Source organism: Streptomyces sp. NPDC045778, assembly GCF_056431945.1.
In genome coordinates this window covers 308,624-321,185 of record NZ_JBWKJZ010000008.1, presented here as the reverse complement: position 1 = coordinate 321,185, position 12,562 = coordinate 308,624, and the positions used below count along the sequence as shown (strand labels likewise).

At 72.6% G+C, this 12,562-nt stretch carries 10 protein-coding genes and 1 pseudogene; 8 read left to right on the top strand and 3 right to left on the bottom strand.

Annotation, left to right across the window (positions count from 1 at the left end):
* From AC07GB_RS13750 to AC07GB_RS13740, 3 genes and pseudogenes are all read left to right on the top strand, one after another.
* Positions 1-528: pseudogene (locus AC07GB_RS13750) on the top strand (glucose-6-phosphate isomerase); the annotation flags it as partial.
* A gap of 6 nt (positions 529-534) precedes the next feature.
* Positions 535-1,419, top strand: a complete 885-nt coding sequence (gene gnd / locus AC07GB_RS13745; RefSeq protein ID WP_478844825.1) for a phosphogluconate dehydrogenase (NAD(+)-dependent, decarboxylating) — start codon at positions 535-537, stop codon at positions 1,417-1,419.
* A gap of 252 nt (positions 1,420-1,671) precedes the next feature.
* The gene (locus AC07GB_RS13740; RefSeq protein WP_478844823.1) at positions 1,672-2,421 is read left to right on the top strand and encodes a nucleotidyltransferase domain-containing protein; all 750 of its coding nucleotides are present in this window, start codon (positions 1,672-1,674) and stop codon (positions 2,419-2,421) included.
* A gap of 95 nt (positions 2,422-2,516) precedes the next feature.
* Here AC07GB_RS13740 and AC07GB_RS13735 read toward each other — a convergent pair whose 3' ends face one another.
* Positions 2,517-4,025, bottom strand: a complete 1,509-nt coding sequence (locus AC07GB_RS13735) for an FG-GAP-like repeat-containing protein (RefSeq protein WP_478844821.1) — start codon at positions 4,023-4,025, stop codon at positions 2,517-2,519.
* Positions 4,026-4,300: 275 nt separating this feature from the next.
* Between AC07GB_RS13735 and AC07GB_RS13730 the strand changes: the two genes are divergently transcribed.
* The 5 genes from AC07GB_RS13730 (at position 4,301) to AC07GB_RS13710 (ending at position 10,705) form a co-directional block, all read left to right on the top strand.
* Entirely contained in the window at positions 4,301-5,113 is an 813-nt protein-coding gene (locus tag AC07GB_RS13730) for an ArsR/SmtB family transcription factor (protein ID WP_478844859.1), read from the top strand.
* Between the two features lie 54 nt (positions 5,114-5,167).
* The gene (locus AC07GB_RS13725) at positions 5,168-6,103 is read left to right on the top strand and encodes an oxygenase MpaB family protein (protein ID WP_478844819.1); all 936 of its coding nucleotides are present in this window, start codon (positions 5,168-5,170) and stop codon (positions 6,101-6,103) included.
* On the top strand, positions 6,076-8,388 hold the full coding sequence (locus AC07GB_RS13720) for a serine/threonine-protein kinase (RefSeq protein WP_478844817.1): 2,313 nt from the start codon (positions 6,076-6,078) through the stop codon (positions 8,386-8,388). The genes AC07GB_RS13725 and AC07GB_RS13720 overlap by 28 nt, the downstream gene beginning before the upstream one ends.
* A gap of 30 nt (positions 8,389-8,418) precedes the next feature.
* Complete coding sequence (locus AC07GB_RS13715) at positions 8,419-9,984, top strand: phytoene desaturase family protein (protein ID WP_478844815.1); 1,566 nt, start codon at positions 8,419-8,421, stop codon at positions 9,982-9,984.
* Between the two features lie 97 nt (positions 9,985-10,081).
* A complete protein-coding gene (locus AC07GB_RS13710; RefSeq protein WP_478844813.1) occupies positions 10,082-10,705 on the top strand; it encodes a TetR/AcrR family transcriptional regulator in 624 nt (207 codons plus the stop codon).
* 12 nt (positions 10,706-10,717) lie between these two features.
* On the opposite strand, the gene AC07GB_RS13705 is transcribed toward AC07GB_RS13710, so the two are convergent.
* On the bottom strand, positions 10,718-11,287 hold the full coding sequence (locus AC07GB_RS13705) for a hemerythrin domain-containing protein (protein ID WP_478844811.1): 570 nt from the start codon (positions 11,285-11,287) through the stop codon (positions 10,718-10,720).
* The gene (locus tag AC07GB_RS13700) at positions 11,280-12,491 is read right to left on the bottom strand and encodes a hypothetical protein (protein ID WP_478844809.1); all 1,212 of its coding nucleotides are present in this window, start codon (positions 12,489-12,491) and stop codon (positions 11,280-11,282) included. The genes AC07GB_RS13705 and AC07GB_RS13700 overlap by 8 nt, the downstream gene beginning before the upstream one ends.
* Positions 12,492-12,562: the final 71 nt, after the last annotated feature.

The following is a 12,562-nucleotide window of genomic DNA, read 5'->3' as shown; positions in this document are numbered from 1 at the left end:
GTGTGGGGCACGCCCGGCACGAACGGCCAGCACGCGTACTACCAGCTGATCCACCAGGGCACGAAGCTCATCCCTGCGGACTTCATCGGCTTCGCGCGGCCGGTCGAGGAGCTGGGGGCACTCGCGGGCCAGCACGACCTGTTGATGGCCAACCTGTTCGCGCAGGGCCAGGCGCTCGCCTTCGGCAAGACCGCCGACGAGGTGCGGGCCGAGGGCATCGCGGAGGAGCAGGTCGCCCACCGCACGTTCCGGGGCAACCACCCGACGACGACGATCCTCGCGCGGGAACTCACCCCCTCGGTCCTCGGCCAGCTCATCGCGCTGTACGAGCACAAGGTGTTCGTCCAGGGCGCGGTCTGGAACATCGACTCCTTCGACCAGTGGGGCGTGGAGCTGGGCAAGGTCCTCGCCAAGCGCGTCGAACCCGCCCTGACGGAGGGCGCCGAGGTCCCCGGCCTCGACGCCTCCACGCGGTCCCTGGTCGCCACCTACCGCGCCCTGCGCGGCCGTACCCCGGAAGGCGAGTGAACCGGCATGCAACTCGGACTCGTAGGCCTCGGCAAGATGGGCGGCAACATGCGCGAGCGCATCCGCCGCGCGGGGCACACCGTCGTCGGCTACGACCGCGACCCTGAGGTCTCCGACGTCGCCTCGCTCTCCGAACTCGTCGAGAAGCTGGAAGCCCCCCGCGTGGTGTGGGTGATGGTCCCCTCCGGTGCCCCCACCCAGTCCACGGTCGACGCGCTGAAGGACCTGCTCACCGAGGGCGATGTCGTCGTCGACGGGGGCAACTCCCGCTGGACGGACGACGAGAAGCACGCCGCCGAGCTGGGCGAGCGCGGCATCGGCTTCGTCGACGCCGGTGTGTCCGGCGGCGTGTGGGGCCTGGAGAACGGCTACGCGCTGATGGTCGGCGGCGACGACGAGCACGTCGCGCGCGTGCGGCCGGTCTTCGACGCGCTCAAGCCCGAGGGCGACTACGGCTACGTCCACGCGGGCAAGGTCGGCGCCGGTCACTTCTCCAAGATGGTTCACAACGGCATCGAGTACGCCATGATGCAGGCCTACGCCGAGGGCTGGGAGCTGCTGGAGGCCGTGGACTCGGTGACCGACGTGCGCGAGGTCTTCCGGTCCTGGCAGGAGGGCACGGTCATCCGTTCCTGGCTGCTCGACCTGGCCGTCAACGCCCTGGACGACGACGAGCACCTGGACAAGCTCCGCGGCTTCGCGGCCGACTCCGGCGAGGGCCGCTGGACGGTGGAGGCCGCGATCGACAACGCGGTGCCGCTGCCCGCGATCACGGCCTCCCTGTTCGCGCGGTTCTCCTCGCGGCAGGACGACTCGCCGCAGATGAAGATGATCGCGGCCCTGCGCAACCAGTTCGGCGGCCACGCCGTCGAGTCCAGGAGCGAGCACTGAGCCGCTCCTGATCCGCGGGGCTCCGGCACCCCGGGTCGTGTGGCCCCACGGGCAGGCCCTTCGCAGCCTGCCCGTGGGGCCACACGGAAAATCGCTGGCCGCACCACGGCAGGGGCCGTACGATCACGCCCCATGAAGTGAGTGATGACCCGCGCGCGCCGATCCGTCCGACGCCGTCCGAGCCCCCGGCTCCGGCGTCGGCGCGGCGCGCCCGCAGCACGCCCGTCATCCCCTTCACACGATCGGAACCCCATGACCGACGACGTCTTCCTGCACTCCGTCACCGAACGGCTTGCCGCCCTGCCCGCCGTGCACGCCGTCACCCTCGGCGGCTCGCGCGCCCAGGGCACCCACACCCCCGACAGCGACTGGGACATGGCCGTGTACTACCGGGGCGCCTTCGACCCGGCGGACCTGCGCGCCGTCGGCTGGGACGGCGAGGTGTCCGAACTGGGGGAGTGGGGCGGGGGTGTCTTCAACGGCGGGGCCTGGCTCAACGTCGAGGGCCGCCGCGTCGACGTCCACTACCGCGACCTCGACGTGGTCGAACGCGAGCTGACGGAGGCGCGGCAGGGGCGCTTCCACTGGGAGCCGCTGATGTTCCACCTCGCGGGCATCCCCAGCTACCTCCTCGTCGCCGAACTCGCCGTCAACCAGGTGCTGAGCGGCAGCCTGCCCCGGCCCGCGTACCCGAAGGCGCTGCGCGAGGCGGCCCCGGCGTTCTGGCGCGGCCGCGCCGCCCTGACGCTCCGCTACGCCGAGGGCGCGTACGCCGGACGCGGCCGGGCCACCGAGGTGGCGGGGGCGCTGGCCGTGGCCGCCATGGAAACGGCGCACGCGGTCCTCGCGGCGCGCGGCGAGTGGACCACGAACGAGAAGCGCCTCCTGGAGCGCGCCGGGCTGCGCGGCATCGACGCGATCGTGGCGGACCTGCGCCCGGACGCGGAGACCGTGACGCGCGCGATCGCGAAGGCGGCCGAGCTGTTCGAGGCAGCGGCCTGAACGGCGTAGGGGCGGAGGCCCGGAGCCTCCGCCCCCACGGGAGCCACGACGAACCCGGCAGGCGGCCGACGGCCGTCACGGCTCACGGCGAAGCGCTAGCGCAGCGTGCTGCCGAAGAGCGCCGCGACGGACGGGGCCGAGAGGTCCTTGGGGCCGAAGGCCACGGACTTCTTCGCCGTCAGGCCCGTGGACGTGCCGCGCAGCGACCACAGGGCGCCCGCGCTCGCGTTCTCGTTGACCGAGGACGCGCCGAGGTCGGCGCGGCCGTCGCCGGTGACGTCGAGCAGGGCGGTGGCGGCGCCGAACGCGTCGCCCTTCTCACCCACGCCGGGGATGCCCGGGGTGTCCTGCTGGAACGCCTGCGCGCCGGTGCCGGTCACGCCGGTGGCGCTGCCGCGGACCAGGACGACGGAGCCGGCGTCGCTGACGCGGCCCACGTCCTCGCCGGGCACGCCGACGGCGATGTCGGCGAAGCCGTCGCGGTCCACGTCGCCCACGGCGACGGAGGCACCGAAGGAGTCGCCGTCCTCCTCGGCGCCGGGCACGCCGGGCAGGTCCTGGTTGAACTTCTGGATCTGGCCGTCGCCCAGCTTCAGGCCGTCCTTCGAGCCGTAGGCGACCATGACCCCGGACTCGTACTCGCTGTCGCCGACCACCAGGTCGTCGAAGTGGTCGCCGTTGACGTCACCGAGGGCGAGGGCCCCGTCGGAGCCGTGGGCCTGGCCGCGCTTGAAGCCGGTGGGCGAGCCGTACAGCACCCTGTTGCCCCACTCGCCGTCGCCGTAGTAGTCGTTCATGGCGATATCGGCGCGGCCGTCGCCGTTGATGTCGCCGACGGCCTTGGGCACGACCGGGCCCTTCACGGAGCGCGGGCCGTCGATGCAGCTCTCGGGCTTGTCGGGCTCCGGCGAGCAGTTCTGACCGTCCTCGCCGTAGCCCCACCACTGCGACTTGTCCATGAAGTCCAGGGTCGCGGTGGGCTTGGCGGTGCGGGATATCGGGCCCTTCCACAGCTTGGCCCGCTGGTCGACGGGGTCGTCACCGTGGGACGTCACGGTGGCGAACAGCGCCAGGTCGGTCTTGCCGTCGCCGTCGAAGTCGCCCGCCTGCGGGGCGTGACCGTACGTGTTGATCTTCGTGCCGGTGACGAGGCCGGACGCGGAACCCCACATGATCACGGCACCGGCGTCCCGCCAGCCGGTGCCGATGACCAGGTCGGTGTAGCCGTCGCCGTCCAGGTCGCCCTTGGTGAAGGAGCGGCCGAACTCCTGCTTGGTGGCGGCGAGGCCGGGCACGCCGTCGGTGGAGCGGCTTATGAGCTTCTTGTGGGCGGGGTCGAGGCCGTTCTTGGAGCCGTAGGTCACCGCCACGTATCCGGCCTTCTTCTTGCCGGAGACGGTGGCGCCCGGGGCGCCGACGACCAGGTCGGCGTAGCCGTCGCCGTTGAAGTCGTCGGTCGCCTTGGCGGCGGCGGCCTTCTGGGCGGCGGGGGTGGCGGCCTCGGCCGGGCTCTGGCCGAGGGACCAGATCGTCAGCCCACCCGTCAGCAGGGACATGGCGACCAGGGGCGTGGTGAGACGGGCTCGGCGACGTGCTCGAGACATAGGGCTTCCATATTCCTTTGATCGAAGGTCGGCGGCATGCGTCCGTCGGGAATTCACCGCCGGTTCATCCCCCTTGACCTTCGACGCCTCCCAAAGGTTGCACGGCGCCTCGGGAGTCTCCGGGGGCTTCGGGTGTGGCTACCACCGACGGGCGGCCCGGTGTCGAGGGGGGGCGCCGGAGACACGGCTGCCCCGGTTGACATGCAGCCGCATGGCTGCCTATCGTTTTAGGCAGCTGAAAGGCTGCCTATGGGAGGGCGAGGATGGACAACCGGATGGACGAGGTCTTCAAGGCGCTGGCCGACAGCAGTCGCAGGCGGCTGCTCGACAGCCTGAACGCCCGCAACGGCCAGAGCCTGCGCGAGCTGTGCTCGGGGCTCGACATGGCCCGGCAGTCGGTGAGCAAGCACCTGGCCCTCCTGGAGGAGGCCCGTCTCGTCACCACCGTCCGGCGGGGCAGGGAGAAGCTCCACTACCTGAACGCCGAGCCCATCAACGCCATCGCCGACCGCTGGATCAGCCGCTACGACCGCGCGCGGGCACACGCGCTCGCCGATCTCAAGCAAGCATTGGAGAGCACCGCCATGAGCAGCACCGACACCACCGCGTTCGTCTACACCACGTACATCAGGACCACCCCCGAGAAGCTCTGGCAGGCCCTGACCGACCCGGTCTTCACCCGCCGCTACTGGGGCCTGGAGTTCGTCACGGACTGGAAGCCCGGCTCGGTCATGGCCTGGGAGGGGCGCGGCCTGACCGGCCCCGACCCCGAGCAGGTCGTCCTGGAGTGCGACCCCTACCGGAAGCTCTCCTACACCTGGCACACGTTCACGCCCGGCTTCGCCAAGGCGGTGGACCTGGACGACGAGACGTTCGCGAAGCTCACCGCCGAGAAGCGCTCCAAGGTGTCGTTCGACATCGAGCCGCAGGGGGAGACCGTCAAACTCACCGTCGTCCACGACGGCTTCGACCCCGGCAGCACCCTCCTGGAGATGATCCAGGACGGGTGGGCCGCGCTCCTCTCCAGCCTCAAGACCCTCCTGGAGACGGGCGAGGAACTCCCGGACCCGGCCGAGCGGGACGCCTGAGGCACGGCGCCCCCCGGTCGGTATGGAGGTAGCCTGACCGGGGAGGTGGGGGGAATGCGGGAGGCGGACCCCGGGCTCTTCGGGCCCTCGTCGGTGACGTGGCAGATGCACGGTGACCCCATGATGTGGGTCGCGGGCGTACGCGCCCTGTACCTCCAGGCGCTGCACCCGCGCGCCGTGCGCGGCGTCATGCAGAACTCCGACTTCCGCAAGGACGCCTGGGGCCGTCTGATGCGCACCGCGGGCTTCGTCGGCACCACGACGTACGGCACCACCGAGGCCGCCGAGAAGGCCGGCGCCCGGGTGCGCAAGATACACACGATGCTGTCGGCGACCGACCCGGACACGGGGGAGCGCTACTGCGTCGACGAACCCGAGCTGCTCCTGTGGGTGCACTGCGCCGAGATAGATTCCTACCTCCACGTCGTCCGCCGCTCCGGCTTCCGGCTCAGTGCCGCGGCCGCCGACCGGTACGTCGCCGAACACCGCGAGAGCGCCCGCCTGGTGGGCCTCGACCCCGCCCGCGTACCGGCGTCGACGGCCGAACTCGCCGCGTACTTCGCGAAGGTGGCCCCCGACCTCGCGGCCGGAGCGGAGGCGCGCGTCGTCGACGACTTCCTGCGACGGCCGCCCACCACGCCGCTGCTCGTCCCGGCGCGCGCCCTGCTGTGGCGGCGCGTGGCGAACCTCGCCTACGCGTCGCTGCCCCGGCACGCCCACGCGCTGTACGGAAGGCCCGCCCCGCCGCCCGCGACGGTGACGCGCCGCCTCGTCACCATGGGCACCGTGCTGCGCTGTGTTCCCGCCCGTCTGCGCTGGCAGTTGCCGCCCAAGCACATCCTGCGCGCCATGGCCCGGCTCGGCCCGGGCAGCCGCCCCGCGTCGTACAAAGTCGACAGACTGGACGCCATACTGGACGGGCCGGGGAGGGCGCGACGACGCGACGGGGGCGACAGCACGAGATGCCAGAGTCGGGGGACACCAGGCTGATCCAGGGCCGGTACCAGCTGCTCGACCTGATCGGCCGCGGCGGCATGGGCGAGGTGTGGCGGGCCCGCGACGAATCGCTCGGCCGCAGGGTCGCCGTCAAGTGCCTCAAGCCGCTCGGCCCCCAGCACGACGCGGCGTTCACCCGGGTCCTGCGCGAGCGCTTCCGGCGCGAGGCCAGGGTCGCGGCCGCGCTCCAGCACCGCGGCATCACCGTCGTGCACGACTTCGGCGAGTGCGACGGCGTCCTGTTCCTGGTGATGGAGCTGCTCGAAGGGCGCAACCTCAGCCAGCTCCTGGAGGACAACCGGCAGCACCCGCTGCCCGTCGCCGACGTCGTGGACATCGCCGACCAGGTCGCGTCCGCACTCGCCTACACGCACGAACAGGGCATCGTGCACCGCGACCTGAAGCCCGCGAACATCATGCGGCTCCGCGACGGCACGGTGAAGATCTGCGACTTCGGCATCGCCCGGCTCGGCGCCGACATCGGCCTCACCTCACGCCTGACCAACACCAACATCGCCATGGGCACCCCGCACTACATGTCCCCCGAGCAGATCAGCGGCGCCGAGGTCGACCAGCGCAGCGACCTGTACTCCTTCGGCTGCGTCCTGTACGAACTGGCCACCGGGGCACCGCCGTTCGACCTGGACGACGCGTGGGCGATCCTCGTCGGCCACCGCGACACCGAGCCCGAGCCGCCGCGCCGCCGCCGCGGCGAACTCCCCGAGTTCTTCGACCGGATCGTCCTCGACCTGCTCGCCAAACACCCCGACCAGCGGCCCGGCGACGCCCGCGAGCTGGGCCGCCGCATCGCCGCCGGCCGCGGCGCGCAGCCGAACCGGTCCGCCTACGTGCCCACGGTCGTCAGCCAGCCCCTGCGCCGCACCCAGCACCCGCCTCCCGGACGCCCCGCGCCCGACCGCCCCGCGTCCGACCGGTCCTCGCCCGGCAGGGCCGAGCCGTCCCTGCCGCCGTGGACGCGCGGCATGACCACAGGACACAAGGCGACCGGCGCGCGCCCCCTGCGCCTGAGCCCGCCCGACGCGGCCGCGGGCCTCACCGGCGAGTGGATCCCGCGCCCCACCGGACGCCACACCGTCGTGCCGCGGCCCGCCGCGGTCCGGTCCACCCCGCCGCCGGACGTCCTCGCCGCCCTCGCCGGCCGCCACAACGCGGGCCTGAGCCTCGGCCGCCTCGGCCGCTGGGCGGAGGCGGGCGAGGTGCACCGCGCCGTCGCCGCCGAGCGCGAGCACGTCCTCGGCCCCGACCACCCCGACACCCTCGCCAGCCGGTACGAGGTCGGGTTCACGCTCAGCCGCACCGGTCGGCCCGCCGACGCCCTGCGCGAGTACGTGCGCGTGGCCGAGGGCCGCGAGCGCGCGCTCGGCGACACCCACGTGGACACGCTCGCCGTCCGCCAGGAGATGGCGTACGTCCTGGGCCAGCTCGGCCGGCACTTCGAGGCCCACCAGGTGTACACATCAGTGCTCGCCGTGCGGGAGCGCATCGCGGGCCCCGACCACCCCGACACCCTGCGCTGCCGCCACAACCTCGCCTTCAACCTCAGCCGCCTCGGCCGCCTGGAGGACTCCTACCGGCTGGCCCGCGACGTCGCCGCCGCCCGCGCCCGCGTCCTCGGCCCCACCCACCCCGACACCCTCGTCACCCGCTACGAAGTGGCGTACACCCTGAGCCAGTTGGGACGCTGGCCGGAGGCGCTGCACACCTACCGCGAGGTCGCAGAGGCCCGCGCGAGGGCCCTCGGCGCCGACCACCCCGACACCCTCGCCGCGCGCTACGAAGTCGGCATCAGCCTCGGCCGCCTGGGCCGCAGCGCCGAGGCCCTGGAGCTGTACCGCGCCCTCATCGAGGACCGCACCCGCGTCAACGGCCCCGCCGACCCCGAGACCCTGCGCGCCCGACACGGCCTCGGCGTCAACCTCGGCCGCCAGGGCCGCTGGGAGGAGGCCCTTGCCGAGGCCCGCGACGTGTGCGCCGTACGCGAGCGCGTCCTCGGCGCGGACCACCCCGACACCCTCGTCAGCCGCCGCGAGATCGCCGTCGGCCTCGGCTGGCTCGGCCGCTGGGGGGACGCGCTCACGGCCTACCGCCACGTGGCTGCGGCCCGCGAGCGCGTCCTCGGCGCCTGCCACCCGGACACGCTCGCCAGCCGCAACGACGAGGCCCACTGCCTGGAGCAGCTCGGCCGCGGCGCGGAGGCGGTCGCCCTGTACCGCAGGGTGGCGGCCCTGCGCCAGCAGCGGGCCACGGGCGACCACTGAAACGACAACCGATCCGTGCTACGAAGAGGCATGCGACCCAGCTATGACGCCGTCGTGATCGGCGGCGGCCACAACGCGCTGGTGGCCACCGCCTACCTCGCCCGCGCGGGGCACTCCGTGCTGCTCCTGGAACGCCTCGGCCGCCACGGCGGGGCCGCCGTGTCCAGCCGGCCGTTCCCCGGCATCGACGCCCGCCTTTCCCGCTACTCGTACCTGGTGAGCCTGTTGCCCAGGAAGATCGTCCGCGATCTGGACCTGGACTTCCGGGTCCGCACCCGGGACGTGTCGTCGTACACGCCCACCGTCCGCGACGGGCGCCCCACCGGGCTCCTGGTGGGCGGCGGCGAGTCCCGCACGCGGGCCTCCTTCGCCCGGCTGACCGGCGACGACCGGGCGTACGAGGCCTGGCGTGACTTCTACGCGCTGACCGCCCACGCGGCACGGCGGATCTTCCCCACGCTCACCGAACCGCTGCCGGACAAGGCGGAGCTGCGGCGCGCCGTCGACGAAGACACCGTCTGGCGCACCCTGTTCGAAGAGCCGATCGGCCGGGCCATCGAGGCCCGCTTCACCGACGACCTGGTGCGCGGCGTCGTGCTCACCGACGCCCTCATCGGCACCTTCGCCGACGCCCACGACCCGGACCTGCGGCAGAACCGCTGCTTCCTCTACCACGTCATCGGCGGCGGCACCGGCGACTGGAACGTCCCCGTCGGCGGCATGGGCACGCTCACCCGCGCCCTCGCCGACCGCGCCCTGGCCGCGGGCGCCGAGCTGCTCACCGGCCACGAGGTCACACGTGTGGAGACCGACGGCCGCCTCGCCGAGGTGTCCTACCGCACCGCGGACGGCGACGGCACGGTGGCCGCCCGGCACGTCCTCGTCGGCACCTCGCCGCACGAACTCGCCGCCCTCACCGGGCAGGCGCCGCCCGCCCCCGCCGAAGGCGCCCAGCTCAAGGTCAACATGGTGCTGAAGCGACTCCCCGGGCTCCGCGACACCTCCGTGGACCCCCGCCAGGCCTTCGCCGGGACCTTCCACATCGCGGAGGGTTACGAGGACCTTGCGCGGGCCCACGCCGAGGCCGCGGCCGGCGCGCCGCCCTCGGCACCTCCCTCCGAGATCTACTGCCACTCCCTGACCGACCCCACGATCCTCGGCCCCGACCTGGCCGAGCGCGGCTACCAGACCCTGACCCTCTTCGGCCTGCACACTCCGGCCCGCCTGTTCACCGAGGCCACCAACGCCACGGCCCGCGACGCGCTCCTCGCCGCCACCCTCGCCCAGCTCGATACGCACCTGGCCGAACCGATCGCCGACTGCCTGGCCACCGACGCGGACGGCCGCCCCTGCATCGAGGCGAAGACGCCCCTGGACCTGGAGCGCGAGCTGCGCCTGCCCGGCGGCAACATCTTCCACGGGGACCTCGCCTTCCCCTACGCGGACGACGCCGACAGCGCCGTCGGCCACGAGGACCGCTGGGGCGTGGCCACCGCCTACCCGAACGTCCATCTGTGCGGCGCGGGCGCGCGCCGCGGCGGCGGCGTCAGCGGCATCGCGGGCCACAACGCCGCGATGGCGGTCCTGGAGCGCTGATCAGCGGGGACCCGCGCTGGTGTACGGTCGGTTCCGCCCGCCACGGGCGGGGCCGACGAGCGCCCCGGAGGTGTGAAGGAAACGAGAGGTGCTCACCATGGCTGCCCGACGAGACGGCCGCCGCGCGGACACGCCGACCTTCACCGAGCAGGTCCGCCGCCGCCAGCTCATCGAGTGCACGATTGACCTGATCTCCACCAAGGGCTACCCGGCGACGTCCCTTTCGGCCATCGCCGAGCAGGCCGGTCTGTCCAAGGCCGCGGTCCTCTACCACTTCGCCTCCAAGGACAACCTCACGCAGGCCACGCTGGCCCACGTCCTGGAGGAGTTCACCGCGTACGTCGGCGAGCGCGTCGCGGCGGCGCCGGACCCGCGCGCCGCCGTGGTCGCCCACGTCCGCGCCATGGTCGGCTACCAGCGGGAGAACCGCCGCCACGTCCGCGTCATCACCGAGATGCTCCTCGACGACCACGGCGGCACCCGGCTGAAGACGCCCGGAAGCCACGACACGGCGGGCCGCTGGCAGGGTCTCGCGGACCTGCTCGCCGCGGGCCAGGCGGCCGGGCACTTCCGGCTGTTCGACCCCGTCACGACCTCCTTGGCCGTCGGCGGCGCCATCGACGGCGTCATCAGCCACTGGCTGGCCCACCCCGACCTCGACCTGCACGCGGCCGAGGAGGAACTGGTGGACTTCACCCTGTACGCGATCGACCGGCGCTGACGCGGGCTCCTGTCACCCGTCCTTGCCCATGACCTTGCGCACGGCGTCACGGGTGCGGTCGACGAGCAGCGCGAGCGGCCCCAGGGCCGCGTTCGCGGTGGCCGACTCCACGCCCGGGTGCGGGCGCGTGGGTGCCATGGCCTCCGCCGCGCGCACCCCCGCCGCCATGGCGGTGAGACGGCTGGACGGGGTGTGCCGCCGCACATGGGGGAACTCGTACCGCTCCTCGGCGCGGGCGTGTCGCGTCACCTCGGCGCGCAGCACGGCGAGGGCGGGCAGGAACTTGGGGTCCTCCGGGTCCACGCCGTCGAGGCGGGAGAGCAGCTCCTTGGCCTCCTTCTCCTCCGTGAGCCGCTCCCGCACGATGTCGCGGCCACCCGCGAACGCCGTGCGGGCGAAGGGGTGCAGCACCTCCTCCTCGGCCGTCTCGTGCACCGCGAGCAGCCGTACGAGACGGCGGAAGGCGGCGCGGCGCTCGTCGCCCGTGGTGGCTTCCACCTCGTCGAAGAGGGTGCGGATGTCGCCGTGCTGCCGCATGAGCAGGGTGACGACGTCGCCGTCGCTCGCGGGTGTGTCAGGCATGGCGGTTCCTCTCGCGGGACGCGGTGTCGGGGTGGGCGCCGGCGGGCTGTGAGCGGTACTCGCGCCCGAACAGGTCGTGGTGCTGCGCCATGACGCGCTCGCTGGGGGGCTCCTCGCCGCCGTGGACCCGCTCCTGGAGGCGCTGGAACCGCTCGTGTGCCTCCCGTACGTAGCCGGTGCCGAGGGTGGTCAGGTCCATCTGGGTGTCCAGGAGGCCGCGTACGTACTCTTTGTTGGGCTCGAAGGTCAGCACGTTCGGCAGCTCGGGCGCGAGGACCTCCTGCGGGTCGCGGCCGTCGTGCCGGCGCATCAGGTCACAGGCGACGCGCAGGTGTTCCAGCTCCATGTTCAGGTGCAGCTCCCAGACCGCCTTCACCTTGGGGTCGGTCTCCTGCTCCAGGAAGGAGTGGTAGAGGTAGCACTCGTTGTACTCGTGGGTGACGAGCTGCTCCCACCACGTCTCACCGGGGTCGACGAGCGACTCGTAGTGGGTGACGTGCTCCTCCTCGATGAGTGCGATCTCCTGATAGAGCTGGCGCGCGATCGGCTCCATGTACTGCGGGCCGACGTTCATGTAGAAGTTCATGGTCTGCTGCTCGGCGGACATGACGGTCAGCGCGTGCAGCTTGGACAGCGGCTGTGCGGTGGCGCGGTCGTAGGGCGCCCGGACGTTGTCCTCGGGGTGCCGGTGGTGGAGCTTGGTGGGGCGGCCCGGCATGACCTCGGTGAGCTGCTCGACGATCGCGTCGGCCTTGCGGTGCTCGATCATCTCGTAGAGGTTCGCGTACCGGAACAGGTGGTCGAAGTCCTCCAGGACGCCGAACTGGTAGGCCTGCCGCAGCTCCGGGTCGGGCTCCGAGCGCGCCACCCAGGCGGTGAGGTCCACGGCGACCTGTTCGTACGCGATGGTCGTCTCCAGGACCGAGGCGAGCCCCGGCAGGAGCCAGTTGACGGCCTTCTGCTGCTGTTGCTCGACGTACCGGACCTCGGCGAGCTGCCGGCGCACCTCCGGATCCGGACAGTGCCGGGCGAATTGATGGCTGAAGAGTGCCGCCTCGACCTCGATGCCGTTCATCACGATGATCCGGCACCGGGTGTACGGATCGCAGTGATCGGGGTCGATCGGCTCCACGTCCAGCTCGCGCCAGGAGCGTATCTGGCGGTCAAGCGGAATGCCTCGCTGCTCCAGGGGATTCAGGGTCATGGGGACTCCTCTGCTCGGCCGTGCCGGACAAGGCCGACGCCGGGTACCCGGGGCCCGGTGGGCGAAACGAC

Bases quoted from the DNA above. Each gene is read 5' to 3' on its own strand.
- gnd (WP_478844825.1), top strand. From the start codon at position 535: ATGCAACTCGGACTCGTAGGCCTCGGCAAGATGGGCGGCAACATGCGC.
- AC07GB_RS13740 (WP_478844823.1), top strand. From the start codon at position 1,672: ATGACCGACGACGTCTTCCTGCACTCCGTCACCGAACGGCTTGCCGCC.
- AC07GB_RS13735 (WP_478844821.1), bottom strand. From the start codon at position 4,025: ATGTCTCGAGCACGTCGCCGAGCCCGTCTCACCACGCCCCTGGTCGCC.
- AC07GB_RS13730 (WP_478844859.1), top strand. From the start codon at position 4,301: ATGGACGAGGTCTTCAAGGCGCTGGCCGACAGCAGTCGCAGGCGGCTG.
- AC07GB_RS13725 (WP_478844819.1), top strand. From the start codon at position 5,168: ATGCGGGAGGCGGACCCCGGGCTCTTCGGGCCCTCGTCGGTGACGTGG.
- AC07GB_RS13720 (WP_478844817.1), top strand. From the start codon at position 6,076: ATGCCAGAGTCGGGGGACACCAGGCTGATCCAGGGCCGGTACCAGCTG.
- AC07GB_RS13715 (WP_478844815.1), top strand. From the start codon at position 8,419: ATGCGACCCAGCTATGACGCCGTCGTGATCGGCGGCGGCCACAACGCG.
- AC07GB_RS13710 (WP_478844813.1), top strand. From the start codon at position 10,082: ATGGCTGCCCGACGAGACGGCCGCCGCGCGGACACGCCGACCTTCACC.
- AC07GB_RS13705 (WP_478844811.1), bottom strand. From the start codon at position 11,287: ATGCCTGACACACCCGCGAGCGACGGCGACGTCGTCACCCTGCTCATG.
- AC07GB_RS13700 (WP_478844809.1), bottom strand. From the start codon at position 12,491: ATGACCCTGAATCCCCTGGAGCAGCGAGGCATTCCGCTTGACCGCCAG.